The 25,460-nt window shown below is 60.1% G+C and carries 29 protein-coding genes; 17 read left to right on the forward strand and 12 right to left on the reverse strand.

Annotated elements, in window-relative coordinates:
- The 3 genes from AC1DTN_RS16365 to AC1DTN_RS16375 all read left to right on the forward strand — a co-directional run.
- Positions 1–667 (forward strand): ABC transporter substrate-binding protein (locus AC1DTN_RS16365; RefSeq protein WP_477921772.1); only part of this gene is annotated, 667 nt, incomplete at its 5' end.
- 223 nt (positions 668–890) lie between these two features.
- Positions 891–1,769, forward strand: a complete 879-nt coding sequence (locus AC1DTN_RS16370) for an ABC transporter permease (RefSeq protein WP_310385041.1) — start codon at positions 891–893, stop codon at positions 1,767–1,769.
- Entirely contained in the window at positions 1,766–2,560 is a 795-nt protein-coding gene (locus AC1DTN_RS16375; RefSeq protein ID WP_477921774.1) for an ABC transporter ATP-binding protein, read from the forward strand. The genes AC1DTN_RS16370 and AC1DTN_RS16375 overlap by 4 nt, the downstream gene beginning before the upstream one ends.
- Here the strand turns inward: AC1DTN_RS16375 and AC1DTN_RS16380 are convergent, their stop codons facing one another.
- Both AC1DTN_RS16380 and AC1DTN_RS16385 read right to left on the reverse strand, forming a co-directional pair.
- Positions 2,561–3,202 carry a LysE family translocator gene (locus tag AC1DTN_RS16380; protein ID WP_477921776.1) on the reverse strand — a complete coding sequence of 214 codons (642 nt, stop codon included), beginning with the start codon at positions 3,200–3,202 and terminating at the stop codon, positions 2,561–2,563.
- Between the two features lie 85 nt (positions 3,203–3,287).
- On the reverse strand, positions 3,288–4,139 hold the full coding sequence (locus AC1DTN_RS16385) for an SDR family NAD(P)-dependent oxidoreductase (protein WP_477921778.1): 852 nt from the start codon (positions 4,137–4,139) through the stop codon (positions 3,288–3,290).
- A 198-nt stretch (positions 4,140–4,337) separates the two neighbouring features.
- Here AC1DTN_RS16385 and AC1DTN_RS16390 point away from each other — a divergent pair, with 198 nt between their 5' ends.
- Entirely contained in the window at positions 4,338–5,561 is a 1,224-nt protein-coding gene (locus AC1DTN_RS16390) for an argininosuccinate synthase (protein ID WP_477921780.1), read from the forward strand.
- 136 nt (positions 5,562–5,697) lie between these two features.
- Positions 5,698–6,339, forward strand: coding sequence for a LysE family translocator (locus AC1DTN_RS16395; protein ID WP_477921782.1), 642 nt, complete (start codon positions 5,698–5,700; stop codon positions 6,337–6,339).
- Here AC1DTN_RS16395 and AC1DTN_RS16400 read toward each other — a convergent pair whose 3' ends face one another.
- The gene (locus tag AC1DTN_RS16400; protein ID WP_439016786.1) at positions 6,340–6,786 is read right to left on the reverse strand and encodes a hypothetical protein; all 447 of its coding nucleotides are present in this window, start codon (positions 6,784–6,786) and stop codon (positions 6,340–6,342) included.
- A 205-nt stretch (positions 6,787–6,991) separates the two neighbouring features.
- On the opposite strand from AC1DTN_RS16400, the gene AC1DTN_RS16405 reads away from it, so the two are divergent.
- The 4 genes from AC1DTN_RS16405 to ppa all read left to right on the forward strand — a co-directional run bounded on the left by AC1DTN_RS16405 (position 6,992) and on the right by ppa (position 12,450).
- Positions 6,992–9,079 (forward strand): M3 family metallopeptidase, encoded by a 2,088-nt coding sequence (locus AC1DTN_RS16405; protein WP_439016785.1) that lies wholly within the window; start codon positions 6,992–6,994, stop codon positions 9,077–9,079.
- A gap of 159 nt (positions 9,080–9,238) precedes the next feature.
- Positions 9,239–11,059: a translational GTPase TypA gene (gene typA, locus AC1DTN_RS16410; RefSeq protein WP_097617978.1), complete on the forward strand. Its 1,821-nt coding sequence runs from the start codon at positions 9,239–9,241 to the stop codon at positions 11,057–11,059.
- A 198-nt stretch (positions 11,060–11,257) separates the two neighbouring features.
- On the forward strand, positions 11,258–11,764 hold the full coding sequence (locus AC1DTN_RS16415) for a GNAT family N-acetyltransferase (protein WP_113319748.1): 507 nt from the start codon (positions 11,258–11,260) through the stop codon (positions 11,762–11,764).
- A 149-nt stretch (positions 11,765–11,913) separates the two neighbouring features.
- Complete coding sequence (gene ppa, locus AC1DTN_RS16420) at positions 11,914–12,450, forward strand: inorganic diphosphatase (protein ID WP_037101776.1); 537 nt, start codon at positions 11,914–11,916, stop codon at positions 12,448–12,450.
- Between the two features lie 58 nt (positions 12,451–12,508).
- On the opposite strand, the gene AC1DTN_RS16425 is transcribed toward ppa, so the two are convergent.
- Both AC1DTN_RS16425 and AC1DTN_RS16430 read right to left on the reverse strand, forming a co-directional pair.
- Positions 12,509–12,820, reverse strand: a complete 312-nt coding sequence (locus AC1DTN_RS16425; protein WP_477921785.1) for a DUF167 domain-containing protein — start codon at positions 12,818–12,820, stop codon at positions 12,509–12,511.
- Complete coding sequence (locus AC1DTN_RS16430; protein ID WP_439016783.1) at positions 12,817–13,131, reverse strand: YggT family protein; 315 nt, start codon at positions 13,129–13,131, stop codon at positions 12,817–12,819. Before AC1DTN_RS16430 ends, AC1DTN_RS16425 begins: the two co-directional genes overlap by 4 nt.
- Before the next feature lie 139 nt (positions 13,132–13,270).
- Here AC1DTN_RS16430 and AC1DTN_RS16435 point away from each other — a divergent pair, with 139 nt between their 5' ends.
- A complete protein-coding gene (locus AC1DTN_RS16435; RefSeq protein ID WP_439016782.1) occupies positions 13,271–14,515 on the forward strand; it encodes an MFS transporter in 1,245 nt (414 codons plus the stop codon).
- On the opposite strand, the gene AC1DTN_RS16440 is transcribed toward AC1DTN_RS16435, so the two are convergent.
- The 6 genes from AC1DTN_RS16440 to hemC are packed head-to-tail and all read right to left on the reverse strand — an operon-like array spanning position 14,496 to position 20,331.
- Positions 14,496–15,245 carry a glutamine amidotransferase gene (locus tag AC1DTN_RS16440; RefSeq protein ID WP_439016781.1) on the reverse strand — a complete coding sequence of 250 codons (750 nt, stop codon included), beginning with the start codon at positions 15,243–15,245 and terminating at the stop codon, positions 14,496–14,498. The two genes, AC1DTN_RS16435 and AC1DTN_RS16440, sit on opposite strands and share 20 nt — an antisense overlap.
- Positions 15,232–15,717: a tellurite resistance TerB family protein gene (locus AC1DTN_RS16445; RefSeq protein ID WP_439016780.1), complete on the reverse strand. Its 486-nt coding sequence runs from the start codon at positions 15,715–15,717 to the stop codon at positions 15,232–15,234. Before AC1DTN_RS16445 ends, AC1DTN_RS16440 begins: the two co-directional genes overlap by 14 nt.
- An 18-nt stretch (positions 15,718–15,735) precedes the next feature.
- Positions 15,736–17,343 (reverse strand): heme biosynthesis protein HemY, encoded by a 1,608-nt coding sequence (locus AC1DTN_RS16450; RefSeq protein WP_439016779.1) that lies wholly within the window; start codon positions 17,341–17,343, stop codon positions 15,736–15,738.
- Positions 17,344–17,345: 2 nt separating this feature from the next.
- Positions 17,346–18,620: a COG4223 family protein gene (locus tag AC1DTN_RS16455; RefSeq protein ID WP_477921788.1), complete on the reverse strand. Its 1,275-nt coding sequence runs from the start codon at positions 18,618–18,620 to the stop codon at positions 17,346–17,348.
- Between the two features lie 59 nt (positions 18,621–18,679).
- Positions 18,680–19,396, reverse strand: coding sequence for a uroporphyrinogen-III synthase (locus tag AC1DTN_RS16460; protein WP_439016777.1), 717 nt, complete (start codon positions 19,394–19,396; stop codon positions 18,680–18,682).
- 5 nt (positions 19,397–19,401) lie between these two features.
- Positions 19,402–20,331, reverse strand: a complete 930-nt coding sequence (gene hemC / locus AC1DTN_RS16465; protein WP_439016776.1) for a hydroxymethylbilane synthase — start codon at positions 20,329–20,331, stop codon at positions 19,402–19,404.
- Between the two features lie 72 nt (positions 20,332–20,403).
- Between hemC and tsaD the strand changes: the two genes are divergently transcribed.
- Genes tsaD through AC1DTN_RS16490 form a run of 5 tightly spaced genes read left to right on the forward strand, consistent with a single transcriptional unit; the run spans position 20,404 to position 23,875 of the window.
- Entirely contained in the window at positions 20,404–21,501 is a 1,098-nt protein-coding gene (tsaD, locus tag AC1DTN_RS16470; protein ID WP_310385004.1) for a tRNA (adenosine(37)-N6)-threonylcarbamoyltransferase complex transferase subunit TsaD, read from the forward strand.
- Positions 21,498–22,481 carry an NAD(P)H-dependent glycerol-3-phosphate dehydrogenase gene (locus AC1DTN_RS16475; RefSeq protein WP_113319737.1) on the forward strand — a complete coding sequence of 328 codons (984 nt, stop codon included), beginning with the start codon at positions 21,498–21,500 and terminating at the stop codon, positions 22,479–22,481. The genes tsaD and AC1DTN_RS16475 overlap by 4 nt, the downstream gene beginning before the upstream one ends.
- A 9-nt stretch (positions 22,482–22,490) precedes the next feature.
- On the forward strand, positions 22,491–22,784 hold the full coding sequence (locus AC1DTN_RS16480) for a YciI-like protein (protein ID WP_007814473.1): 294 nt from the start codon (positions 22,491–22,493) through the stop codon (positions 22,782–22,784).
- A 5-nt stretch (positions 22,785–22,789) separates the two neighbouring features.
- Positions 22,790–23,221: an EVE domain-containing protein gene (locus AC1DTN_RS16485; RefSeq protein WP_113319736.1), complete on the forward strand. Its 432-nt coding sequence runs from the start codon at positions 22,790–22,792 to the stop codon at positions 23,219–23,221.
- A gap of 6 nt (positions 23,222–23,227) precedes the next feature.
- Positions 23,228–23,875, forward strand: a complete 648-nt coding sequence (locus AC1DTN_RS16490) for a class I SAM-dependent methyltransferase (protein ID WP_310385000.1) — start codon at positions 23,228–23,230, stop codon at positions 23,873–23,875.
- On the opposite strand, the gene AC1DTN_RS16495 is transcribed toward AC1DTN_RS16490, so the two are convergent.
- Positions 23,872–24,366, reverse strand: coding sequence for a hypothetical protein (locus tag AC1DTN_RS16495; protein WP_477921791.1), 495 nt, complete (start codon positions 24,364–24,366; stop codon positions 23,872–23,874). The two genes, AC1DTN_RS16490 and AC1DTN_RS16495, sit on opposite strands and share 4 nt — an antisense overlap.
- 303 nt (positions 24,367–24,669) lie before the next feature.
- Between AC1DTN_RS16495 and sdhC the strand changes: the two genes are divergently transcribed.
- Together sdhC and sdhD are read left to right on the forward strand one after the other, a co-directional pair.
- A complete protein-coding gene (gene sdhC / locus AC1DTN_RS16500) occupies positions 24,670–25,062 on the forward strand; it encodes a succinate dehydrogenase, cytochrome b556 subunit (RefSeq protein ID WP_310384996.1) in 393 nt (130 codons plus the stop codon).
- An 11-nt stretch (positions 25,063–25,073) separates the two neighbouring features.
- Positions 25,074–25,454: a succinate dehydrogenase, hydrophobic membrane anchor protein gene (gene sdhD, locus AC1DTN_RS16505; protein ID WP_113324704.1), complete on the forward strand. Its 381-nt coding sequence runs from the start codon at positions 25,074–25,076 to the stop codon at positions 25,452–25,454.
- Positions 25,455–25,460: the final 6 nt, after the last annotated feature.

A 25,460-nucleotide genomic window follows, 5' to 3' on the forward strand; every position in this document is an offset into this window, starting at 1 on the left:
GGCCGTCGTTTCCTCAACGCGTGATATCCCCGTCGTCTTTACCGCCGTGTCCGATCCGCTCGGCGCGCAGCTTGTCAAAAACATGGACAAGCCAGGTGGCAACGTGACCGGTCTTTCCGACATGTCGCCGGTCGGCGAGCATATCGCGCTCATCAAGGAAATCCTGCCGAACGTGAAGACGATCGGCTACCTCTACAATTCCGGCGAGGCGAACTCCGTCTCGCTGCTCGCCGCGCTGAAGGCCGAAGCCGACAAGGCCGGCATCACCATTGTTGAATCGGCTGCAACGAAGTCCGCCGAAGTGCAGGGCGCAGCGCGTGCGCTCGTCGGTCGCGCCGACGCCATCTACATCCCGACCGATAACACGATCATCTCGGCCCTCGAAGGTGCGGTTGCCGTTGCGGAAGAAAGCAAGCTGCCGCTCTTTACCGCTGATACGGATTCCGTTTCGCGTGGCTCGATCGCAGCGCTTGGCTTCAACTACTATGATGTCGGCAAGCAGACGGGAGAGATCGTCGTGCGGGTGCTGAAGGGTGAAAACCCGGGCGACATCGCGGTGAAGACCGCAGCTGGCAGCGACCTCGTCATCAACAAGTCTGCCGCGGCGAAGATGGGCGTGACTCTGCCGGAAGGCGTCGTTTCGCGCGCCAACAAGGTCATCGAATAAACGACCGTCGTTCCAAGGTCTTAGTGACAATCAGCCGCTCCCGTTTGCACGGGGCGGCTGTTGCATTACAGCGCCGCGCGCCAGATGGCGCGCAAAGGACGCTGTAACAGTGTAAAAACTGCGCATAATCCTTTCCTTAAATCGGTTCCGATTTAAGGGGTTATGCGCTAAAAGGCTCCGGTTTCGCGACGGGCGGAACGGAAACAAAAAGGGGCTGAAAGCCTTGAGCCAAATCGCATTCTGGGGGGCCGTCGAGCTCGGCCTGGTCTATTCCTTCGTCGCTCTCGGCGTCTATCTAGCTTTCCGAGTCCTCGATTTTCCGGACCTGACGGTGGATGGCTCGTTTCCGCTCGGTGCAGCCGTGACAGCCGTATTGATCATCGCCGGCGTCAATGCGTGGGTTGCGGCGCTGATCGCGATGGGAGCGGGGGCTGCTGCCGGCATGGTGACGGCACTCCTCAATGTGCGCTTCAAGATCCTCAACCTTCTCGCCTCGATCCTGACGATGATTGCGCTTTTTTCCGTCAATCTGCGGGTGATGGGAAAGCCGAATGTCGCGCTCATCAATGCCGATACGATGATCAGCCCCTTCTTCGGCCATGGGCTCAGGGATTTTTACGTGCGGCCGCTCTTCGTTGGCGTTCTGGTTGTCATCGCTGTCATCGTCGTCTGGCGCTTCCTTGAAAGCGATGCCGGGCTTGCGATGCGTGCGACAGGCGCCAATGCCCGCATGGCCCGCGCCCAGGGCGTCGATACCAGCCGGCAGATCTATCTGGGCATGGCGATTTCCAATGCGCTGGTGGCGCTTGGCGGCGCGCTCTTTGCGCAGACCAACGGGTTTGCGGATGTCACTTCGGGGGTCGGCACCATCGTCGTCGGCCTTGCTGCCGTCATCATCGGCGAGACGCTTCTCGGGCGGCGGGGGCTGCTGATTGCGCTTGTCGGATGCGTGTTCGGCTCGATCATCTACCGCATCGCCATCCAGCTTGCGCTGTCGAGCGATGTCATCGGCCTGCAGGCCTCTGACCTCAATTTCGTGACCGCGGTTCTCGTGACAGTCGCGCTCATTCTTCCCCGCCTTCGCGGAGGTGCTGCATCGTGATCAGTGTCAAGGATATCAAGGTCGTTTTCGGGCGTGGCACGCCGCTGCAGAAACAGGCGCTGAACGGCGTCAGCCTGACCATCGAGGAAGGCTCCTTCGTCACCGTCATCGGCTCCAACGGTGCCGGCAAATCGACGCTGCTCGGCGTGCTCGCCGGTGATGTCATTCCGAGCGAAGGCTCGGTTCTGATCGGCAAGACCGATGTAACTCGCAAATCGACATCGGCTCGTGCCGGTCTGGTCGCCCGTGTCTTCCAGGATCCGTTGACGGGAAGCTGCGGTGCGCTGTCGATCGAGGAGAACCTTGCTCTGGCCGCCCGCCGCGGCGAAAAACGCGGGCTTGCATCGGCGCTTGGCGGCAGCAGGCGCGATTATTTCCGGGAGCGGATTGCCGAGCTGAACCTCGGGCTGGAAAACCGGCTGAAGGACCGAATGGATCTTCTCTCGGGCGGCCAGAGGCAGGCCGTGTCGCTCGTCATGGCGACACTCGCCGGCTCCGAAGTGCTGCTGCTCGATGAACATACGGCAGCGCTCGATCCGGGCATGGCAGAGTTCGTGATGAATCTCACGCAGAAGATCGTTGCCGAGCGCAAGCTGACGACGATGATGGTGACACATTCCATGCGGCAGGCGCTGGATTACGGCCACCGCACGATCATGCTGCATGGCGGCGAGATCGTTCTCGACGTGGCCGGCGACAACAGAAAGAACCTGCAGGTCGAAGACCTGATCGCCATGTTCCGCAAGATGCGCGGGCAGACGCTCGACGACGATGCCCTGTTGATCAGCTGATCAACGTGCCTGTGTAAGGAGGATCTTGGCGGCAAAGACCGAGAAGACGCCGGCGAAGGTATAGTCCATGCCGCGCAGGACCTTCCTGTTGTTCTGCAGCCAGCTCGACAGCCAGTCGGCCGCCATGACGACAGCAGCGTTGACCGGCATGCCGACCAGGATGAAGCAGAGGCCGAGGAAGAGCAGCTTGTGCGTGACGGCGGGGTCGTTGGCGCTGACGAATTGCGGCAGGAAGGTCATGAAGAAGATGATGACCTTCGGGTTCAGCAGGTTGACCCAGAAACCCGACGAGATGTTCGAGAGGATCGTGCCCTTGGGGCCTTCGACCTTGGCAACCGTCAGCTTGGAGCCGTAGCGGATCGCCTGCACAGCCAGCCAGAAGAGATAGGCCGCACCGCCGGTCTTCAGGATCAGGAAGGCGGTCGGGGAAGCGGTAATCAGCGCCGAAATGCCGAAGGCAACCAGCATCGTGTGCACGACGATGCCGAGGCTCGTGCCGAGCACCACGAAAAGCGCTGCCTTCTTGCCCTGCGCAAGCGCACGGCTGATCGACAGGGTCATGTCAGGGCCGGGGGTTGCCGCAAGCAACAGCGTGGCGGCGGCAAAGGCGAGAAGCGTCGGAAAGCTCGGCAGGAAATCCATGGTCTACTCTGAAAGCCGGAAAAGTTCTGACGATTTCTTACCCGGCTTTCAGAAAATTACCAATCAAACCTTGTGATGGCCCCGATTACTTCTGTTCGAGGAAGGCCTTGAACTTGTCGGCATAGTCCTTGTGCCAGCGCGACAGCGGCGGGCGGTTCTCGATGATGTCGCCGATCGCCCAGGCCATGCGGCGTTCGTCCACCGGGCGGGCGACGTCGTTGTCAGGGCAGAGGATGTAGAAATCGCCGCGCTCAAGGCTTTCGACCATGAAATCGACGGTCTGTTCCGGCGTCCAGGCGCCAGCAGGCTTTTCCCTGCGGTCGCCTTTGGTGAGACCGGTGAAGACGAAGCCGGGGATCAGCAGATGCGCGGAAATACCTGCGCCTTCAGTGTTGCGCAGTTCATGCTCAAGCGCTTCGGTGAAGACCTTCACACCGGCTTTGGAGACGTTATAGGCCGGGTTGCCGGGCGGTGTGGTGATCCCCTGCTTGGAGCCGGTGTTGATGATGAGGCCGGGTTCGTTATGGGCGACCATGCCGGGACCGAAGGTTCTGACGCCGTTGATGACGCCGAGAAGATTGACGGCGAGAATATTGTCCCAATTGGACTGGGCGCTGAAGATCGAGGTTTCCGGGCCGATGCCGGCATTGTTCATCAGCACATGCACGCGGCCGAAGCGCTGGATGACGGCGCGTTCGAGGGCTTCGATCTGCTCCTTCTGAGAGACATCGGTCTCGACGGCCATCACATGTTCCTGGCCGGCAATTGCCTCGAGTTCGGCGCGGGCATCCGCCAGCCTGTCGCCGCCAAGGTCGGCGATCACGACGCTCATACCGACCTTTGCAAAGTATTTTGCGGCGGCAAGGCCGATGCCGGAAGCGCCGCCGGTGATGACGGCAACATTGGATTTCTTGAAAATGGCTTGAATATTCGTCACGGGACGGGCCTCTCCTCAGAGCATTGTTCGGACGATGCCGAATATGGGCTCCGGTTCCGTGCTGTCAAACCTTATCGGGCCCTATCGGGCCGGTTGCTATCCTCGTTGCCCTTGCGTCACGCGCCAATCTCGATAAAAGTGCCGCGATACCGGGCTTTGCGGGTGTGCCGCGGCCTCTATGCAACGGACCTCATCATCATGGCATCATACAAAGACGTGAAGAAAGTCGTGCTCGCCTATTCGGGCGGTCTCGATACCTCGATCATCCTGAAGTGGCTGCAGACCGAACTCGGCGCAGAAGTCGTCACCTTTACGGCCGATCTCGGCCAGGGCGAAGAGCTGGAACCGGCGCGCAAGAAGGCCGAGATGCTCGGCATCAAGGAGATCTACATCGAGGACGTGCGCGAGGAATTCGTGCGCGATTTCGTCTTCCCGATGTTCCGCGCCAATGCCGTCTACGAGGGCGTCTACCTGCTCGGCACTTCGATCGCCCGTCCGCTGATTTCCAAGCACCTGATCGAGATCGCCAAGAAGACCGGTGCTGATGCCATCGCCCATGGCGCGACCGGCAAGGGCAACGACCAGGTTCGTTTCGAGCTTTCGGCCTATGCGCTGAACCCCGATATCAAGATCATCGCGCCGTGGCGCGACTGGTCGTTCAAGAGCCGCACCGATCTGCTGGAATTCGCCGAGAAGCACCAGATCCCGGTTGCCAAGGACAAGAAGGGCGAGGCGCCGTTCTCCGTGGATGCCAACCTTCTGCACTCCTCTTCCGAGGGCAAGGTTCTGGAAGATCCGGCGCAGGAAGCGCCTGAATATGTGCATATGCGCACCATCTCGCCGGAAGCGGCCCCCGACAAGGCGACCACCATCAAGGTTGGCTTCCGCAAGGGTGATGCCGTCTCGATCAATGGTGTCGAGATGTCTCCGGCTACGCTGCTCGCGACCCTCAACAATTACGGCCGTGACAACGGCATCGGTCGCCTCGATCTCGTCGAGAACCGCTACGTCGGCATGAAATCGCGCGGTGTCTACGAGACTCCTGGCGGCACGATCCTGCTTGCGGCCCATCGTGCCATCGAGTCGATCACGCTCGACCGGGGTGCTGCTCATCTCAAGGACGAGCTGATGCCGCGTTATGCCGAGCTCATCTATTACGGTTTCTGGTTCTCGCCGGAACGCGAGATGCTGCAGGCCCTCATCGACAAGAGCCAGGAGCATGTCGAAGGCGAAGTGACGCTGAAGCTCTACAAGGGCAATGTCATGGTCATCGGCCGCGAGAGCGAAAAGTCGCTCTATTCCGACAAGCTCGTTACCTTCGAGGACGACCAGGGCGCTTACGACCAGAAGGATGCTGCCGGCTTCATCAAGCTCAACGCGCTGCGTCTTCGCACGCTCGGCAAACGTAACCTCAAGAAGTAAGTCACGCCAGACCGATCCTGAAAGGCCCGCCTGCTCTGCCGCGCGGGCCTTTTTTTGTGGCGCCGATTGCAGGTTGTAATGTCTTGACGCGGCAGGGCTATCGCATAAGCTGAGTCGTCATTACCGGAGCATTTCCATGCCGCTTTCCCTGCTTCTCGGCGCCTTTCTGGCGGCGCTTTTTTATGTACTCATTCCCGGCCCGGCCTTCCTGCAGCTTCTCGGCATTGGCGCCGGTCAGGGGCGCAAGGCTGGTGCCTTCTTCATGATGGGTCATCTCGTTGGCGACATCATCTGGTCGGGACTGGCGCTGGTTGCGATCGTCGGGGCCAAGACGATCGGCACCTTCATGTTCGACCTGCTCGGGCTTGCCTGCGGTTTCTATCTCGCCTGGATCGGCTGGAGTGCCGTCAATGCCAAGCCGAAGGCCGAGGGGCAGGCGCTGATGGTGGTGGAGCGGCCATTCCGCCGCGGGCTGATCTTCGGCGTCACCAATCCGAAGGGCTATCCAGTGGCGCTTGCCACCTTCACGGCACTGGTCGCGGGCTCGGCAAGCGCGCTCGATTTCGAGGCTCTGCCCATGCTGCTCAGCGTTTCCTTCGTCGGTTTCGTCACGGCTGACATCATCCTGATCGGCATCATCGGCGCCGGCGTCGTGCGTCGCTTCTACCGCGCGCATGAGCGGCTGATCGTCCGCTGCTCCGGTGTGCTCTTCATGGGCTTTGCCGTACAGGCGCTGTGGCACGCCACACCCGGCCTGCTTGGCTGGCGAAAGGCCTGATCAGGCCTCGTTGACGAGGAAGCCGACGACCGAATTCAGCGTCTGAACCTCATTCGGATCGCCGATCGACATGGCGATCTGAAGCTGGTTGCGATAATAGTCGAGGAAGTTGAAGCTCGTGCCGTCTGTGACGTTGGACAGGTCGATGACATTGCCGAGCGGATCGATCGCGTGCATCGGCAGCGGTTCGGATATTGCGGCAAACGTATTCTGATCGATCAGGCCGTTATCGTAGCCCTGGCGCGCATAGCTGCGCAATTCACCCGGGCTGACGGCTGTAAAATCGAGCGCCTGCCTGTTGTCAGAGTCTTCGATCTGGAATGAGCCTTGGGCGAGAGTGGGCTTCGGCTCAATTGTAGTATCAGCGGTCTTCGAACTTTTTGCGTTATTATTGGGATTATTTTTGAATAGCAAACTCTGAGAAGACCGCACGGAAAAGATTTCCATGCGCATGTCCTCTTACATGAAGATTAAAGAGAAACTAGCGTCTTGGCCTGATTCGCGTCAATCGTTAACGATTGGTTAATTTTTATGTATCAATTCTTGCCCCTAAGATTTAGCCGGGCGGGCAAAAGTCCAAGTCAGCCACATATCAATCCCATGATAGCCTCCCTATATTACCGATCCACTTGCCGGCATAAAGGACTTTCATATGTCTTCTCCCAGTCAATTCAATCAGGCACTTGTCAACTGGAATGGCCTTCATGGCCTGCCGCGTTTCGATGCGGTCGCCGATGGCGATTTCGCTGACGCCTTCGAGTCTGCACTTGCCTCGCACGAAAGAGAGATCGACGCGATCGCCGGTAACAAGGAAGAACCGAGTTTCGACAATACGGTCGTCGCGCTCGAAATCGCCGGAGATGAGCTGTCGCGCGTTTCCGCGCTTTTCTGGAATCGGGCAGGCGCCCATACCAACGACGTAATCCAGGCGCTGGAGCGGGATATTTCGCCGAAGATGTCGCGGCATTATTCGAAGATCGGCATGAATGCGGATCTCTTCAAGCGCATTGATACACTCTGGGAAAAGCGCGAAAGCCTCGGTCTGACGCTGGAACAGACACGCGTGCTGGAGCGGCACTGGAAAGGCTTCGTGAAATCGGGCGCCAAGCTGCCGAAGGCCGAGCAGGAGAAACTTGCCACGATCAACGAAAAGCTCGCAGGCCTCAGCACCAGCTTCGGGCAGAATGTGCTCGCCGACGAGAAGAGCTGGTCGCTGATCCTCTCCAGCGAAGACGAACTTGCCGGCATTCCCGATTTCCTGCGCGACGCGATGGCGGCGGCTGCCCGTGAGCGCGGTGAGGGTGGCAAATATGCCGTGACCCTGTCGCGCTCGATCATCGAGCCCTTCCTGACTTTTTCGGAGCGCCGGGATCTGCGTGAGCAGGCCTTCAAGGCCTGGGTGGCGCGCGGTGAGAATGTCGGTGCGACCGACAATCGCGGCATTATCAGAGAGACGTTGGCCCTGCGCGACGAAGTGGCGAAACTTCTCGGCTACGGCAACTTCGCCGAATTGAAGCTCGATAACACGATGGCGAAGACACCCGAGGCTGTGAACAATCTGTTGCGCGCTGTCTGGGCCAGAGCGGTGAAACGCGCTCATGAGGAAGAAGCCGATATCGCCGGGCTGATCGCTGCCGAGGGCAAGAACCACGAGGTCATGCCTTGGGACTGGCGCCATTACGCGGAGAAGATCCGCGCGCTGCGGTTCAATTTCTCGGAAGCGGAATTGAAGCCCTATCTGCAGCTCGAAAAGATCATCGATGCCTGCTTCGATGTAGCCGGCCGGCTGTTCGGCATTCGCGCGGTGGAGAAGAAGGGCATTGCTGCCTATCATCCCGACGTGCGCGTCTTCGAGATCCGCGATCGGGATGACAAGCTGGTCGCGCTCTTCCTCGGCGATTATTTCGCTCGTAGCTCGAAACGCTCAGGCGCCTGGATGAGCTCCTTCCAGTCCCAGCACAAGCTGGTGCTGAAGAATGGCCATCACGGCGAGTTGCCGATCATCTACAATGTCTGCAACTTCGCAAAACCCGCCGAAGGCAAGCCCGCCCTGCTTTCGCTCGACGATGCGCGCACGCTGTTTCACGAGTTCGGTCATGCGCTGCATGGCATGCTCTCCAACGTCACCTATCCCTCGGTCGCCGGTACAGGCGTCTCGCGTGATTTTGTGGAATTGCCCTCGCAGCTCTACGAACACTGGCTGACGGTTCCCGCCGTCCTCAAGGAATATGCCGTACATTTCGAGACCGGGCAGCCGATGCCGCAGGCATTGCTCGACAAGGTTCTGGCAGCCCGCACCTTCAATTCCGGCTTCAACACGGTGGAGTTCACCTCCTCGGCATTGGTCGACATGGCCTTCCATACCCGCGACAAGGTGGAAGACCCGATGGCGGTGCAGGCGGAAGTGCTTGCTGAAATCGGCATGCCGAAATCGATCGTCATGCGCCACGCCACGCCGCACTTCCAGCATATCTTCTCCGGCGGCTATTCGGCGGGTTATTACAGCTACATGTGGTCGGAAGTGCTCGATGCCGATGCCTTCGCCGCCTTCGAGGAGACGGGCGATGCCTTTAATGGCGAAATGGCCAGGAAGCTTCGGGACAATATCTACTCCACGGGCGGCTCCGTCGATCCGGAAGATGCTTACAAGGCTTTCCGCGGCAAGCTGCCGAGCCCGGACGCGATGCTGGTCAAGAAGGGGCTTGCGACCTTCGAGGAATTGACAGGCAGCGACGCTTAAGACAGTTTGATGACATGGAGCAGAGCGGCATGGTGATAGCCATGCCGCAGCTTTCGCGTGCCACCCCCTTTCGCAATCGCGAAAAAAACGGTATGAGCGCGCCAAACATAAATGGCGCGTCCACTAAGCGTAGCGCCCCAGCCTCAGAGATTATGACAAATGGCACTTCGCAACATCGCGATCATCGCGCACGTTGACCATGGCAAAACGACCCTCGTCGACGAGCTCCTGAAACAGTCCGGTTCGTTCCGCGAGAACCAGCGCGTTGCAGAACGCGTGATGGACTCGAACGATCTCGAAAAGGAGCGCGGCATCACCATTCTCGCCAAGGCGACCTCGGTGGAATGGAAAGGTGTCCGCATCAACATCGTCGACACCCCCGGCCACGCCGACTTCGGCGGTGAAGTCGAGCGCATTCTTTCGATGGTGGATGGCGCGATCGTTCTCGTCGACTCCTCCGAAGGCCCGATGCCGCAGACGAAGTTCGTTGTCTCGAAGGCATTGAAGGTCGGTCTTCGTCCGATCGTCGCGATCAACAAGATCGACCGTCCGGATGGCCGCCATGAAGAAGTCATCAACGAAGTCTTTGATCTCTTCGCCAATCTCGATGCGACCGACGAGCAGCTCGACTTCCCGATCCTCTACGGTTCCGGTCGCGATGGCTGGATGAACGTCAACCCGGAAGGTCCGAAGGATCAGGGTCTCGCGCCGCTTCTCGACCTGGTGCTCAAGCATGTGCCTGAGCCGACTGTCGAAGAAGGTCCGTTCCGCATGATCGGCACGATCCTCGAAGCCAACCCCTTCCTCGGCCGTATCATCACCGGCCGCATCGCATCGGGCTCGATCAAGCCGAACCAGGCCGTCAAGGTCCTCGGCCAGGACGGCAAGCTGATCGAAACCGGCAGAATTTCCAAGATCCTCGCCTTCCGCGGCATTGAGCGCACGGCGATCGAAGAAGCGCATGCGGGCGACATCGTCGCGATTGCAGGCCTCTCCAAGGGTACCGTCGCCGACACTTTCTGTGATCCGGCCGTCTCGGAAGCCATGAAGGCGCAGCCTATCGATCCGCCGACAGTCACCATGTCCTTCATCGTAAACGACAGCCCGCTGGCGGGCACCGAAGGCGACAAGGTGACGAGCCGCGTCATCCGCGACCGTCTCTTCAAGGAAGCCGAAGGCAACGTCGCCCTGAAGATCGAGGAAGCCGAAGGCAAGGATTCGTTCTACGTGTCCGGCCGCGGCGAACTTCAGCTCGCCGTTCTCATCGAAACCATGCGTCGCGAAGGCTTCGAACTTGCCGTATCGCGTCCGCGTGTCGTGATGCACAAGGATGAAAGCGGCCAGCTTCTGGAGCCGATCGAGGAAGTCGTCGTCGACGTCGACGAAGAACATTCCGGTGTCGTCGTGCAGAAGATGTCCGAGCGCAAGGCCGAAATGGTCGAGCTGCGTCCGTCGGGCGGCAATCGTCTTCGCCTGCGTTTCTACGCACCGACCCGTGGCCTGATCGGCTACCAGTCGGAGCTACTGACGGATACGCGGGGCACGGCGATCATGAACCGCCTGTTCCACGACTACCAGCCCTACAAGGGCGTCATCGGTGGCCGCGTTAACGGCGTGCTGCTCGCCAACGCTTCCGGCGAAGCCGTCGCTTACGCAATGTTCAACCTGGAAGATCGCGGCCCGATGATCATCGAGCCGGGCGAAAAGGTCTATGCCGGCATGATTATCGGCATCCATTCGCGCGACAACGACCTTGAAGTGAACGTCCTGAAGGGCAAGCAGCTCACCAACATCCGCGCCGCCGGCAAGGACGAAGCGGTGAAGCTGACGCCGCCGATCCGCATGACGCTCGATCGCGCGCTCTCCTGGATCCAGGACGACGAACTGATGGAAGTGACGCCGAAGAACATTCGTCTGCGCAAGATGTATCTCGATGCCAACGACCGCAAGCGTTTCGAAAAGTCGAAGGCAGCTCTCTAAGAGCCTCGGCTACTCCTTTAAAACCCCGGCCTTCGCGCCGGGGTTTTTTATTGTGCGCTGCGTCGATTCCGACTTGTGACAATCGTTAAAAAAGCGTTAAATTTTGCCTGTCGTCCACATATCAAGTCTGTGGGCAATCGATCACAATGCGGTCGACGCATATGGTTAATTGCCTCCGGCAGGACCAGAGTAAGCGTTATGAAGACGTTGTCGATCGATGTCCGGCGGGCTGAACCGCATGATGCCCGAGCCATTTCGGAAGCCCATCGGCTTTCCTGGCAGCATACTTATGCGGGCATCATTCCGCATCGTGCTCTGAACCAGATGATCGAGCGCCGCGGTGAAAACTGGTGGCGCAAGGCAACTCGCGGCCCGGCGACATTGCTCGTTCTAGATGTGGCGGGGACCGTCGCTGGTTACGCGACCCTCGGCCTTAATCGCGCACGCGCGCTGCCTCAGGAAGGCGAAATCTACGAGCTCTATTTGCGTCCGGAATATCAGGGTATCGGCCTCGGCAAGCTGCTTTTTGGCGAAGCCCGGCGGCTTTTGAAATCTCTGGGCTGCAACGGCCTGGTCGTCTGGTGCCTGGAAGAAAATGAAACGGCCGCCGACTTTTATCGCGACCATGGCGGTATCGATTTCTGCGAAGGTATAGAAAATTTCGACCATAAGCAGATTAAAAAGATCGGCTTCATCTGGAACTGATCGCGGCTTCACAAGCGGCCCATTTCATACTGCAAATATTCCACCTTTGGATGTCTTCGCATATTAAGCATTGCTTGCGAGGCATGTTGCGTTGCGAGATGAAACCGATTAACTGGCTTCGAAGCAATTCAATCTTGCGGGAGTTTCCTATGCGCATCGATGCCGTTTCAATCGGTAAGAATCCACCTGAAGACGTCAACGTTATCGTCGAAGTTCCCGTCGGCGGTCATCCGATCAAGTATGAAATGGACAAGGAAGCCGGTACGCTGGTTGTCGATCGCTTCCTCTATACCCCGATGACCTATCCGGGTAACTACGGCTTCGTGCCGCACACGCTTTCCGAAGACGGCGACCCGATCGACGTGCTGATCGCCAGCACCCGTCCGCTGGTTCCGGGCTGCGTCATCAACGTCCGCCCGATCGGCGTTCTGAAGATGGAAGACAATTCGGGCAAGGATGAGAAGATCATTGCCGTTCCGTCGCCGAAGCTGACGCAGCGCTATGACAAGGTCAAGGATTACACCGACCTTCCGGAAATCACGCTGAAGCAGATCGAACACTTCTTCGAGCACTACAAGGATCTGGAACCCGGCAAGTGGGTAAAGATCTTCGGCTGGGGTGATTACAAGGAAGCCGGTGAGCTCATCCTCGAAGCGATCGAACGCGCCAAGAAGGAAAAGGCCTGAGCCTAGCTTTTACGCAATTTCGGACGCAAAACCGCTGCACAGTTTTGCTGGAATTGCTTTAGCCGAACAGCCCTTCGAGCTTTTTCATCACATCCTCCGGGTCGCCATCGATCCGGAGGATTTTTTTGCGCGACGTATCGCCGGAAGCAAGGCTGACCGAGGACTTAGGAATACCCAAAGACTTGGCGACGAGCGCTATCATTGCCTTGTTGGCTTTTCCCTTTTCCGGTACGGCGGTGACGCGCGCCTTCAAGAGCATGCCGCCTTCGCCATCTGGTTCGATGCCGTCGACGGCATCCCGCCCGCCATTCGGCGTCAGCCGTACAGCAAGACGGATGTGATCACCGGAAAGCCTCCAGGGGTGGTTCAAGCGACCAGCGAGAACAGGAAGGGCCTGATCGGATTGTTGAGTATGGCCTGTATGAATAGGATGATCAGCAGCAGGATAATCGGAGAGATGTCGATGCCACCCAGATTGGGCAGAAAGCGGCGTATGGGCCGCAATGCAGGTTCAGTCGCGTTATAGAAGAACATACCCAACTGGTTCACAAACTGGTTGTTCGAATTGATGACGTTGAATGCGTACAGCCACGAGAAAATGGCGCTGGCAATGATCACGTACCAATAGAGGTTCAAAGCCACATTGATGATTAGAAATATGGCTTCAAGAATTCCCGCCATTACCGTCTCCAGTTCGTTGTTGACAGATATGTAGACATTGGCGATTAAACGAGCAAGGGCCGTGTGGAGACGCACGGCAAATCATGTTTAACGGGTCGCTCCGCAGGCAATTCCGCACCCGCTTTCTCGGAAAAGCTTCATGTCGCTTTCGCCCACCGGAGACCGTTTTGCCGCGTTCCGGCATCCGTCCTATACACGCTTCTTCTTCGCGCGGTTCCTGCTTTCCTTCTCACAGCAGATCGTCAGCGTCGCGGTTGGCTGGCAAATGTACGACCAGACCGGGAGCGCCATCTATCTCGGTCTGATCGGGCTTGTGCAGTTCCTGCCGTCTCTTGTGCTCATCCTCGTCACCGGCTCGGTGGCGGATCGGCATAATCGCCGCGCCATCGCCTCGATCTGCTCGCTCGTCAGCGCGATCTGCACGCTCGCGCTGCTCGGAATGACGATCACCGGCAGCTTTTCACCGATCCCGGTCTTCATCGTGCTTTTGGTCTTCGGCATCGAGCGGGCGTTCATGACGCCGGCCGTGCAGTCGCTTGCGCCGAACCTCGTGCCGGAGAAGGATCTCTCCAATGCGATCGCATGGAATTCGTCCTCCTGGCAGCTGGCGGCCATCACCGGCCCTGTGCTCGGCGGTCTGCTTTACGGCGTCAGCGCTTCGACGGCCTATACGGTCGCCGTCATCTTTTCTGCGCTCGGTGCGATCCTGCTCTACATGATCCCCAAGCCGCCGCAGAAGACGATGGGCGAGGCCAGGAACTGGGACATGATCCTCGGCGGCTTCCGCTATATCCGGGAAGAAAAGGTGGTGCTTGGCGCCATCTCGCTCGATCTATTCGCCGTTCTGCTTGGCGGCGCTACCGCGCTGATGCCGATCTTTGCGCGCGATATCCTGACGCTCGGGCCGTGGGGTCTCGGCCTGCTTCGCTCGGCGCCGGGCGTGGGCGCCATCATCATGGCGATCTTCCTTGCCGCCTATCCGCTGAAGCATAAGGCCGGCATATACATGTTCATCGGCGTGGCGATCTTCGGCCTCGGTACGATCGTGTTCGGCCTCTCGACCAATACCGAGGTGTCCATCGCTGCGCTTGCCATCATGGGCGCTGCGGACATGATCTCGGTCTATGTCCGTGAAAGCCTGATCGCGCTCTGGACGCCTGATCATCTGCGCGGCCGTGTCAACGCGGTCAATACGGTGTTTGTCGGCGCATCCAACGAGCTCGGGGAATTCCGTGCGGGTACTATGGCAGCGGTTTTCGGCGCCGTCCCGGCCGTCATTATCGGTGGCATCGGTACGCTCGCCGTAGCCGCCATCTGGGCAAGCGGTTTTCCGAAACTCAGGAAGATCGATACGCTCGACGCGCCTATACGAGAAGCGGTGTAGCAGCTGCTGCCGTTTTGCCCTCGAAGACGATATCCAGGAAGTCGCCGAGCCACGCTTTAAGCGGCGCATCGAACAGCATGCGGCCTTCCAGATGCTCGCGTCCCTGCTGCGCGTTCGGCAGGATGAAGCGGTGCGCGCCGTGCACGACCCAGCGATGCATCATCACCCGTGTCAGCTCCGCATGGAATTGCAGGCCCCAGGCATTGTCGTTGTAGCGGAAGGCCTGGTTGGGATAGGCGTCGCCGGATGCCAGCAACTCGGCGCCATGCGGCAGTTCGAAACCTTCCCGGTGGAAGTGATAGACCATTTTCGGCCAACGCATCAGCCGCCGGCCTCTCTCGGTCGTATGCAGCGGATACCAGCCGATCTCTGTCGACCCGTCACTATTGGCGGCGACCTTGCTGCCGAGATTGCGAGCCAGCATCTGTGCACCGAGGCAGATGCCGAGATAGGGGCGATTTTCCCTGAGGGGGACATCTAGCCAGTCGATCTCCGCCTTGACGAATTCGTCTGGGTCATTGGCGCTCATCGGGCCGCCGAAAATCACTGCACCGGCATGGTTTTCAAGGGTGCAAGGCAAGGGGTCGCCAAGGACGGGGCGACGGATATCGAGATCATAACCTTTCTCGACGAGAAGCTGGCCGACACGACCGGGGCTGGAACGCTCCTGATGAAGAATGATGAGAATGGGGCGCCTGTCGCGTCTCATGCTTCTGTCAGTCAGTGTCATCCTGCACCACCTGTGCGTCCGTGACCCTGGCGGCCGCCTCCTGCCGCTTCTGAATGCGCTCACGGGAAGACACACCCAGGAGATCGGCAATCCGCCAGATCACATGGTCTTCCATTTCGCTTCGCTCGCCATCGGCATAGACGATATCCCAGAGAATACCGATCAGCTCCAGACGCTGCTCGGTATTGAGATGTCTCTTAAGATCGGAGGTGAAGCGGAAATAATCAACCGCCGAGCTTTCGGCTTCCAGCCCCGCGGCCATCAGCGCATCAAGCTGTTTGCCGTCGAGCGCATATTGCTCCTTCAGGAGTTTGCGCAGCCGCTTCTTTTCGCTGTCCTTGATCTGGCCGTCGGCCTCCATGACCTGCATACAGAGTGCAGCAACTGCGATGCGTGGGTCATCGGGGGCGAAGCCTGCCTTAGGGCGGTCGGCGGTCAGATTCTGGAAGAATGCCTGAAAGCGTTCGAACATGCGGTTTTTTGTTCCATTTTAGAAAAGGCGGAGCCGTGTCTTGGGTTCCGGTTCCACCTTGGGGTCGCGGACGCCCGGATCATCCGGCAGGCCGCCAAAGAAGGGTTTAGGTTCAGACGTAGCAGGAACCGGCCGGGAGGCGGACGGTTCGGCAGTTTTTGCCGGTGTGGGTGCCGAAGTTGCCGGGCGCACGGCTTCGGCAATCGTCGCTGCCCGTTCCAGCTCGATGATGCGGTGGTCGTTGACCACGCTTTCCGGCCGGGTTTCGCGCAGCGGCGGTAGTGTCTTCAGCGCCGTTTCGATAGAGGCGGTCGAACCTTCCTCGACCGGTCCTTCGAGCTGGCCGAAAGGTGCCTTCCATTCGAAGGCGTCGAGACGGCCGGTCACCGGCGAGACCGGCAGCCATTTGTCGGAAACGAAACCATCGGCAACCCAGGCCGGATCACGCGGCGCCTTCAGTGCCTGTGCCAGCCAATGGCGCACGCGACCCTGATCGCCGGTTTCCGCTTCCTCGATATCCGCAAGCAACAAGAAGGCCGCCTCGCGGGGCTCGATACGGGCGGCAGCTTCCGCCTTGGCGCGGGCCTTGGAGAATTCCCGTGCATCGAGCGCCGCCTGTGCGACGACGAGGAGAGATTCGACATTGTTCGGCCGCATGCCTTCCAGCCGCTCGGCGCGCTTCAGGCGGTCGAGCGTTGAATCCCCGCTGCGGGCGCGGACATAGACGCGGCCAATCTCGGGATGCGGTCCAGCCTTCCAGGTCTGTTCGAGAATGGTGGCAGCCTTGCGGATACCGCCTTCGCGGAAAAGCGCCTTTGCGGCAATCAGGGCGGCAGGTACAAAATCCGCCGACAGCTTCAGTGCCTGTAGGGCATCATCGCGGGCGCCGGCGGGATTGCTTTCCAGCTTGTCATCGGCACGGGCAGTCAGCAGCACAGCATGCAGGCGGTTTGCTTCGGCTTTTTCGACAACCTTGGCGGCCTTCTGCTGTTCCAGCAGACGGATGGCGTCGTCCCAGCGACCGGACTGACTGCGATATTCGAGCGTCGCCTGCGCGGCCCATGGCAGGTAAGGCGCGTTATCTGCGGCCTTTTCGGCGTACTGGCGGGCAGCTTCGTTGGCACCGAGGCGTTTGGCCTCCAGATAAAGACCACGCAGGCCAAGTTCGCGCGTTTCAGGATCGTTGGCCATGGCCTCGAATTTGGAACGGGCTTCATCATAGCGGCCTTCGATGAGAGCGGCCTGTGCTTCGAGAAGATTGATCAGCGGCTCTTGGTCGGCGCGGATGAGGCCGCGCGAGCGGGCGGCCATCTTGCGCGCGAGCAGGGCGTTGCCTGCGCCGGCGGCAATGAGGCCGGTCGACAGGGCCTGGTAGCCGCGATCGCGTTTGCGAGCGCGGAAAAAGCGCGTCACCGAATGCGGAGAGGTCCAGATCAGGCGGACGAACCACCAGGCCACCATGACGGCAGCGATCAGCGCAATGATGGCGCTTGCCGCGACGATCAGTCTGGTCTGGTAGATCTGGCCTTCCCAGATCAGCGATAGATCGCCGGGGCGATCGGCAAGCCAGGAGAAACCATAGGCGAGAACGAGGACGAGGAGCGCGAAGACAACCAGGCGGACCATGCTCATCCTTCCTTGCCGGTGCCGGAAATGGCCTTGGAGAGAGCACCGCCAACGAGATCCTCGACGCGGATACGAGCTTCGAGTGATTGCTTGAAGGCGGCGGAAGCCTGTTTTGCGGTCGTAGGCAGGCTGTTCCATTCGGTGGCTGCACCGGGCAGGTCGCCGTTCTTCACCTTGTCCTCCATGCGCGCGGCGATCGCTTCAACGCTTTCGCCTTCGACATTGCCGACGGGGCGGACCGAGACCAGAGATTTGGCGCTCGACATAAGCCGGTCCGACCAGCTCTGGTTCGGATCGGGCTGGTTGACGGATTCGACGATGGCGTTGGCGACATCGGGAACCTGACGGATCAGCTCGGCGCGTGATGGCACACCGGTCTCGGCAAAGCCGCGCAGATCAGTTGCAGCGGGATCATCGGGTGCTACGCCGGCAAATGTATCGAGTTCGGCGATGAAGGGGCCGCCACGGTCGATCGCGGCCTTGAGAGCTGCGGCTGCTATGGCGCGGGCAACGGCGACATCCTCGCGCGGTTCGTTCAGCTTCTTTTCGGCTTCGGCAAGGCGGCTCGTAATGTCGGCACCGTTTGAGGCCTGCTGTTCGGTGGTCTGCGCAAGGCTCGTCTTCAACTGATCAATCTGAGCTGTCAGATCTGCAATCTTCTGGTTGAGTGCTTCGACATCGGCCGAGTCGGTCGATATGCTGGGCGCCGGTGTCTGAGGGGCCGTTTCGAGAGCTGCGATACGCTTTTCGAGGGCACTGTTATCGACGGCTGGCGCCGGATTGGCGGCAAGGCTTGCGACCGATTGCTTGAGGCCTTCGATCTCGCCGGAGAGGTCGGCCACTTCGGCAGAGTTCGTCTGCTGGGTGGAGGAGCCCGGCAGATAACCGGCATATTGAATCGCGCCGGCGCCAAGCAAGGCGACAAGGCCGCCGAAAATGCCGGCGGCAATCAGGCCCGACGTGACCACGCCCTTCTGTGGCGGAGGCGGCTGTACCGGTTCCGATGGCAGGGGCTCCTTCGGGAGGGGCTCTTCTTGCGCGCCGGCAGCGCGGTCGCTCTCGTGTTCCGACAGCGGTTCACCGCCGGCTTCCGCAGCGGCTACGGCTTCGGCGACAGGTGCGTTATCGGCTGCTTGTGCGGCTTCTTCGGCAGGCTTTTCAGAATCAGCCGCCGAGGCGAAGTCCTGCGCGTCCAGGTCAATCGTGACCGGCTTGTCGGAGCTCTTCGAGTGGCGTGGCGGATTTCCCGATACCATGAGGTCCTCATTATCCTGCATTGCAACGAAACTAGACAGGGATGGCAATTAAGGGAAGAGGTTAGATCAAATTTGGGCGGCTAAGGCCTTCTAAGCAGCGACAAAAGGCTTTTTTCATCCGGCATCGGCGAAATCTCCAGGACTGTCCTCAAAACGGATGGAACAGCTTCTGCTACAGTGTTGCTGAGACAAATGAGACGGATTTTCGGCAGCTGCAGCAAAAGGGACTCTACCTGCGGGATATGAAAGAAATTTCCGGCCGTGTGGCGGGAATAGAAAAGAACAGCATCAGGAGGGTTGTTCGCCAGGAGAGCTGCGACGGTCTCGGGGCTGGGCGCGACAGGCTCCATCCGGTAACACTCGGCCACCGAGAAATACCGCCCGAGCTCCCTCAGACGCGTCTCGAAGGTCTCGGCGCGCGGACTGCCGGCGAGATAGAGAAGCCTATCGACCTTGTTTGCCGCGATCAGCTCGGCCAGCTCGCGGCCGCTGCCCGACGATGCTGTGACAGAATGAAACCCCAACTTGCGGGCCTCGTCGGCCGTCGTTTCGCCAACGGCAAAGAGACGGCGCGAAAAGTGAGGTGCCAGCGCCTCCCCCAGAGACTGCAAGGTGCGCACCGTTTCGGCGCTCGTTATGGCTATCGCCCCGATGGTTGTTTCCAGAGCCTGCCGAGCGGCCGCCATGTCGTGGACGGGACGGGTGAGCGGCAGCAATAGTGGCTCGTGACCCAGCTCGCGCAAACGTTGAGCGGTGCGCTCGCCCGAATGCGCTGGACGGGTGACGAGCACGCGCATGCAGGCTAGCTCCAGTCCTCGAAGAAGCTGCTACCGGCCCTTGCGCGCACGTCCTGTCCGGCGCGAGTGCCAAGTGCAGCGGCGTCGCGGCGGTTGCCGTCGATGGTGATCGCATGCTGGTGGCGGCCGTCAGGAGTGAGGATGAGGCCCGAGAAGCGGATCTGATCACCCTCGCAGACGGCGTAACCGCCGATCGGCGTGCGACAGGAGCCATCGAGGGCGGCAAGGAAGGCGCGCTCGCAGGAGACTGTGTCGAAGGTCGGCGCATCGTTGATCGGCGCCAGCAGCTCGTCGATCCTTGTGTCGCCGATGCGGCTTTCGATGCAGATCGCGCCCTGGGCAGGTGCCGGTGGGAAGCTGTCGGGGTCGAGGATATCGGTGATCACCTCGACCTTGCCGAGGCGCTTGAGGCCGGCAAGCGCCAGAAGCGTCGCATCGACCTCGCCTTCCTGCAGCTTACGCAGGCGAGTGTCCACGAGGCCGCGGAAAGTGATGACGTTGATGTCCGGCCGCATGCGGTGGATCAGGGCCTGGCGGCGAAGCGAGGACGAACCGACGGTCGCGCCATGCGGCAGATCGATCAGTTTCGGCGCGGTGCGGCCGATCACGGCATCGCGAATATCTTCGCGCGGTAGATAGGCCGAAAGGTAGAGGCCTTCCGGCAGGTTCGTTGCCATGTCCTTGCTCGAATGCACGGCGAAATCGAGGTCACCGGACACAAGCTTTTGCTCGAGTTCTGCCGTGAAAAGTCCCTTGCCGCCGATCTCGGCCAGCGAGCGGTCGGTGATGCTATCGCCCTTGGTGGTCAGCACGACGATCTCGAACATCTCCTGCGGCAGATTGTGGGCTGCCATCAGCCGGTCGCGGGCTTCGTGTGCCTGCGCGAGCGCCAGCGGGCTGCCGCGTGTGCCGATCCGGAAAGGTTTTGTTTGCATCCGCTTTGATCCGTTGTTACCGGAGTTCTCGTAAACAGGTTTAAACCCTATCGCAATCAACGAACAGGTTTCATGGCTCCCTTTCTGCGCATCCTCGGCATCGAGACAAGCTGCGACGAGACCGCCGCTGCGGTCGTCGAGCGCGATGCGGAAGGCCGCTCCAACGTGCTGTCGGACGTCGTTCTTTCCCAGCTGGACGAGCATAGTGCCTATGGCGGCGTGGTGCCGGAGATCGCCGCGCGCGCCCATGTCGAAGCGCTGGACGAGTTGATCGACGAGGCCCTGAAGCGCGCCAACGTGTCGCTCTCGGATGTCGATGCGATCGCCGCGACTTCAGGGCCTGGCCTGATCGGGGGGCTGCTTGTCGGGCTGATGACCGGCAAGGCGATCGCCAAGGCAGCCGGCAAGCCGCTTTATGCAGTCAACCATCTCGAAGGCCATGCGCTGACGGCGCGGCTGACAGACGGTCTTTCTTTTCCCTATCTCATGCTGCTGGTTTCCGGTGGCCATACCCAGCTCATCCTCGTGCGCGGCATCGGCGAGTACGAGCGCTGGGGCACGACGATCGACGATGCACTGGGTGAAGCCTTCGACAAGACGGCGAAACTGCTCGGCCTTCCCTATCCCGGCGGGCCGGCAGTGGAGCAGATGGCGCAGGGTGGCAATGCCGATCGTTTCAATTTTCCGCGGCCGCTCGTCGGCGAGGCACGGCTCGATTTTTCGTTCTCGGGCCTGAAGACGGCTGTGCGGCAGGCGGCGACCGAGATTGCGCCGCTGACGGATCAGGATGTCGCCGATATCTGCGCCTCGTTCCAGAAGGCGATTTCCCGTACGATGAAGGATCGCATCGGCCGCGGCCTGCAGCGGTTCAAGACGGAATTTCCAAACCTCCCGGAAAAGCCTGCGCTGGTGGTGGCTGGTGGTGTCGCAGCCAATCTGGAAATCCGCAGCACCCTTCAGGCGCTCTGCGACAAGAATGGCTTCCGCTTCATTGCGCCGCCGCTCCGCCTCTGCACCGACAATGCTGTGATGATCGCCTGGGCCGGGCTGGAGCGCATGGCGAAGGGTGTTGCGCCTGACGATCTCGATGTGCAGCCGCGTTCGCGTTGGCCGCTCGATTCCAGAGCCGTGACCATGCTCGGATCCGGAAAGCGGGGAGCCAAGGCATGAGCGAGCGCATCGCCGTCGTCGGATCGGGTGCTTTCGGAACGGCGCTTGCGGCCGTGGTCGCCCTGACCGGGCGAAATTCGGCGATCCTTGTTGGCCGCGATCCGTCGCTGATCGAAGACCTCAAGGCGGAGCGGCTGCATGATGCTGTTCTGCCTGGCATCCCACTGCCGGAAATACTGGAGTTCTCTGCTGAGGCGGATGCAATCGGCGATGCGGGCATCGTGCTCTTTGCCATGCCGTCACAGGCGCAGGCGGATGCCGCGCGGCAGTATGGTCCTTACCTGGCTAAGGACGCTATTGTGGTCACCTGCGCGAAGGGGATCGAACGGCAGACCGGTGCGCTTCTGACCGACATGCTGGAGCGGGAATTGCCCGATCATCCGGTTGGCGTGCTCTCGGGTCCAGGCTTTGCCGCTGATATCGCCAAGGGGCTGCCGACAGCCATGGCGATCGCTGCGGCTGACATGCAGGTTGCCGAGCGGCTGGCGCAGGCGATTTCCGGCCGCACCTTCCGGCTCTATGCCTCGGCAGACCGCATCGGCGTGCAGCTTGGCGGAGCATTGAAGAATGTACTGGCGATTGCCTGCGGTATCGTCGAAGGCCGCGGTATCGGCGATTCGGCGCGTGCGGCGTTGATTGCCCGCGGGCTTGCCGAGATGTCGCGCTTCATCGTCGCCAAGGGCGGCAATGCCGATACGGCGCGGGGGCTTTCCGGCCTCGGTGATCTGGTGCTGACGGCAACCAGCCATCAGTCGCGCAACCTGCGTTTCGGCATTGCACTCGGGCGCGGCGAAAAGGTCGACCCTTCGCGCGGCGAGTTGGTGGAAGGGGCTTTTGCTGCAGCGGTTGCCTCGCGGCTTGCCGAAGAGCTCGGCGTCGAGATGCCGATCACCGATGCGGTTTCAGCGATCATTGAAGGTAAGCTCGGCATATCCGAAGCCATCGAACAATTGATGACACGTCCGATTACGACCGAATAGGAGACAGACATGCTTTTCGCCCTTCTCTGCAAGGACAAGCCCGGCCATCTCAACGTGCGCATGGAAACGCGCTCGACCCATCTCGATTATCTCAACAAGCTGAATGCCGAAGGCAAGCTTGCCATGGCCGGCCCGTTCCTCGATGCCGAAGGCAAGCCGAACGGCAGCCTCGTGATGGTCCATGCCGAAACAGCTGATGATGCCAAGGCACTCGGCGCTGCCGATCCCTATGCACTCGCCGGCCTGTTCGAAAGCGTCGAGGTGAAGCCCTTTAACTGGGTCTTCAACAAGCCGGAGGCTTAAGCGGGATGGCGCACTGGCTTTATAAATCCGAGCCCGCAGCCTGGTCCTGGGAAAAGCAGAAGGCGGCTGGCGAGAAGGGTACCGAATGGACCGGTGTGCGCAACTACCTTGCGCGCAACAATATGCGGGCCATGCAGATCGGCGACAAGGGGTTCTTCTATCATTCCAATGACGGGCTGGAGATCGTCGGTATCGTCGAGGTCTGCGCGCTTTCGCATCCGGATTCGACGGCGAAGGGCGACGATCGCTGGGATTGTGTCGATATCCGTGCCGTCGTGGATGTGCCGAAGCCGGTGACGCTGAAGGATATCAAGGCAAACGAAAAGCTGTCCAAGATGTCACTGGTCACCTCGATGCGGCTTTCCGTGCAGCCGGTGACGGATGACGAATGGGCCGAGGTCTGCCGCATGGGCGGTTTTGACAACCCGCCGCGCTGAGCAGCTTTGAAAACCGACCCGGAAACCTTCATCCGCGCCAATACCAGCCTGCTTGCGCCGCCGCATGTACCGGAGATCCGGCTGTACCTGGCCAGCGAGGCCCATGAGCTCTGGCTGAAGACGGAAGAAGAGCTGGAGGCGATCGGCCTGCCGCCGCCTTTCTGGGCATTTGCCTGGGCGGGCGGGCAGGGGCTGGCGCGCTATGTTCTCGATCACCGCGAAACGGTCAAGGGAAAGCGCATACTGGATTTCGCGAGCGGTTCCGGATTGGTGGGAATTGCCGCAAGCAAGGCTGGCGCAGCCAAGGTGACGGCCTCCGATATCGACCCGTGGTCGCAGACGGCGGTGCGGCTGAATACGGCTGCCAATTCGGTCTCGCTGGATTTCACCGGGGCTGATCTCATCGGTCTGAATGTCGATGCGGATGTGGTTCTCGCCGGCGACGTTTTCTACGACAAATCCTTAGCCGGTGCGCTGGTGCCTTGGTTCGAGACGCTCGCGGCCGGGGGCAAGGACGTGCTGGTCGGCGATCCCGGACGCGCCTATTTGCCGAAAGACAGGCTGGAATTCTGCGCCGTCTATGAAGTGCCCGTCACCCGGGCGCTCGAAGACAGCGAGGTCAAGAAGACGACTGTCTGGCGGTTCAGGCCCTAGGGCCGGATAACACAGACATTGGCCTCATAAGAGCAGGGGTCATCGGCGATGCCGACATCGATCACCTTGGCCTTCGGGGCAAGGTTACGTTCCGGCGTAGCCAGACGATAGAACCCGTCGCCGCCGACATAGGTTCCGCCATCCGTCTGGTAGGCATAGGACGATCCGGCGTAGAGGCCATTGCTCCCGTAGTTCTGGTCATAGCTCTGGGGCTGGGACGCAATGACGACGATATTGCCGCGGCCATAGCGGCTTGTCCCCGGATAGTTGAACTGCTTCAGAAAAGGGGTGCGCGGGCGATAGCGGATGACGTTGTCGCGTGTGAAGTGCAAGCCGCTATCCCACTGGGTGCGCCTGCCGAGGAAGACGCCGTCATTAAAGCCGCCATGGCGCGGAAAGCGATGATCGAAGTGGCGCTCTCCGGCTGCTGCAGGCAGCGCTGTCAGCACCGCAAGGAGAGCAAGGATGGTCTTGGACAGACTGCGAAACATGGACCAAACTCCGAAACGCTAACAAATCGTTAACGCCAGATTGCGCCAAAAGGCGGGGCTTGTCCACGCAGGCGTGCGGTCAGCTTAGAAATTGAGCGAAAGAGACGAGTTTCATCGAGTTGAAAACTTCCCGGTAACGCGAATCGATTAAATTAAAAGCAGGCAGCAATTATGCTTGTCGTCAGGGGTTTCGGTGATTAAACGTCGACAATGATGCAACGCACACAGAATTTTGTCATTCGTGTGGTTGACTGAGAAATGCCCCTGACATCAAGGGCAAAGAGAAGACGCCGCGAGGTTCTGATGGCGAATGTGACAAACCGGCCCCTGTCGCCGCATCTACAAATTTACAAGCCAATTCCCACCATGGTCATGTCCATCGTTCACCGTATCACCGGTGGCGCTCTGTACTTCGGCACGCTGCTGATTGCCTGGTGGCTGATCGCTGCTGCCAGCGGCCAGGGCTATTATGACTGGGCCAACTGGGTGCTTGGCAGTATTATCGGCAAGCTCGTCCTGCTCGGTTACACTTGGGCGCTGATCCACCACCTGCTCGGCGGCTTCCGCCACTTCATGTGGGACCTCGGACATGGTTTCGAGAAAGAATTCTCGACCAAGCTCGCCATCGCCAATATCATCGGATCGCTCTGTCTGACCGTGCTGGTCTGGGTGATCGGCTTCATCATTCGCTTCTGAAGGTCGCACTCATGGATATGCGCACTCCTCTGGGCAAGGTTCGCGGCCTCGGTTCCGCCAAGGAAGGCACCGATCACTTTTGGCGCCAGCGCCTGACGGCCGTTGCCAACGTACCCCTCATCATCTTTTTCGCGATCTTCATGATCGTCTATGCGGGTGCGCCTTATGCCGACGTGGTTCGCGCCCTCTCGAACCCGTTCGTCGCCGTCATCATGGGCCTGATGATCATATCCGGCACTATCCACATGAAGCTCGGCATGCAGGTCATCATCGAAGACTATGTTCACGGCGAGATCGGCAAGCTGCTGCTCCTGATGCTGAACACCTTCTTCGCGGTTCTGATCGCCGGCCTCTGTCTCTTCGCCATTCTGAAAATTGCATTCGTAGGATAACCGTAT

It is taken from the genome of Rhizobium sp. 01T444 (genome assembly GCF_056398305.1).

What these genes read in the sequence shown, in the direction of transcription:
- hemC (WP_439016776.1), bottom strand. Translation starts at nt 20,331, where the DNA reads ATGCAAACAAAACCTTTCCGGATCGGCACACGCGGCAGCCCGCTGGCG.
- AC1DTN_RS16495 (WP_477921791.1), bottom strand. Translation starts at nt 24,366, where the DNA reads ATGTTTCGCAGTCTGTCCAAGACCATCCTTGCTCTCCTTGCGGTGCTG.
- AC1DTN_RS16400 (WP_439016786.1), bottom strand. Translation starts at nt 6,786, where the DNA reads ATGGAAATCTTTTCCGTGCGGTCTTCTCAGAGTTTGCTATTCAAAAAT.
- sdhD (WP_113324704.1), top strand. Translation starts at nt 25,074, where the DNA reads ATGGATATGCGCACTCCTCTGGGCAAGGTTCGCGGCCTCGGTTCCGCC.
- AC1DTN_RS16435 (WP_439016782.1), top strand. Translation starts at nt 13,271, where the DNA reads ATGTCGCTTTCGCCCACCGGAGACCGTTTTGCCGCGTTCCGGCATCCG.
- AC1DTN_RS16455 (WP_477921788.1), bottom strand. Translation starts at nt 18,620, where the DNA reads ATGCAGGATAATGAGGACCTCATGGTATCGGGAAATCCGCCACGCCAC.
- AC1DTN_RS16450 (WP_439016779.1), bottom strand. Translation starts at nt 17,343, where the DNA reads ATGGTCCGCCTGGTTGTCTTCGCGCTCCTCGTCCTCGTTCTCGCCTAT.
- AC1DTN_RS16415 (WP_113319748.1), top strand. Translation starts at nt 11,258, where the DNA reads ATGAAGACGTTGTCGATCGATGTCCGGCGGGCTGAACCGCATGATGCC.
- AC1DTN_RS16405 (WP_439016785.1), top strand. Translation starts at nt 6,992, where the DNA reads ATGTCTTCTCCCAGTCAATTCAATCAGGCACTTGTCAACTGGAATGGC.
- typA (WP_097617978.1), top strand. Translation starts at nt 9,239, where the DNA reads ATGGCACTTCGCAACATCGCGATCATCGCGCACGTTGACCATGGCAAA.
- AC1DTN_RS16480 (WP_007814473.1), top strand. Translation starts at nt 22,491, where the DNA reads ATGCTTTTCGCCCTTCTCTGCAAGGACAAGCCCGGCCATCTCAACGTG.
- AC1DTN_RS16485 (WP_113319736.1), top strand. Translation starts at nt 22,790, where the DNA reads ATGGCGCACTGGCTTTATAAATCCGAGCCCGCAGCCTGGTCCTGGGAA.
- AC1DTN_RS16445 (WP_439016780.1), bottom strand. Translation starts at nt 15,717, where the DNA reads ATGTTCGAACGCTTTCAGGCATTCTTCCAGAATCTGACCGCCGACCGC.
- AC1DTN_RS16440 (WP_439016781.1), bottom strand. Translation starts at nt 15,245, where the DNA reads ATGACACTGACTGACAGAAGCATGAGACGCGACAGGCGCCCCATTCTC.
- tsaD (WP_310385004.1), top strand. Translation starts at nt 20,404, where the DNA reads ATGGCTCCCTTTCTGCGCATCCTCGGCATCGAGACAAGCTGCGACGAG.
- AC1DTN_RS16430 (WP_439016783.1), bottom strand. Translation starts at nt 13,131, where the DNA reads ATGGCGGGAATTCTTGAAGCCATATTTCTAATCATCAATGTGGCTTTG.
- AC1DTN_RS16475 (WP_113319737.1), top strand. Translation starts at nt 21,498, where the DNA reads ATGAGCGAGCGCATCGCCGTCGTCGGATCGGGTGCTTTCGGAACGGCG.
- sdhC (WP_310384996.1), top strand. Translation starts at nt 24,670, where the DNA reads ATGGCGAATGTGACAAACCGGCCCCTGTCGCCGCATCTACAAATTTAC.
- AC1DTN_RS16390 (WP_477921780.1), top strand. Translation starts at nt 4,338, where the DNA reads ATGGCATCATACAAAGACGTGAAGAAAGTCGTGCTCGCCTATTCGGGC.
- AC1DTN_RS16395 (WP_477921782.1), top strand. Translation starts at nt 5,698, where the DNA reads ATGCCGCTTTCCCTGCTTCTCGGCGCCTTTCTGGCGGCGCTTTTTTAT.
- ppa (WP_037101776.1), top strand. Translation starts at nt 11,914, where the DNA reads ATGCGCATCGATGCCGTTTCAATCGGTAAGAATCCACCTGAAGACGTC.
- AC1DTN_RS16460 (WP_439016777.1), bottom strand. Translation starts at nt 19,396, where the DNA reads ATGCGCGTGCTCGTCACCCGTCCAGCGCATTCGGGCGAGCGCACCGCT.
- AC1DTN_RS16380 (WP_477921776.1), bottom strand. Translation starts at nt 3,202, where the DNA reads ATGGATTTCCTGCCGAGCTTTCCGACGCTTCTCGCCTTTGCCGCCGCC.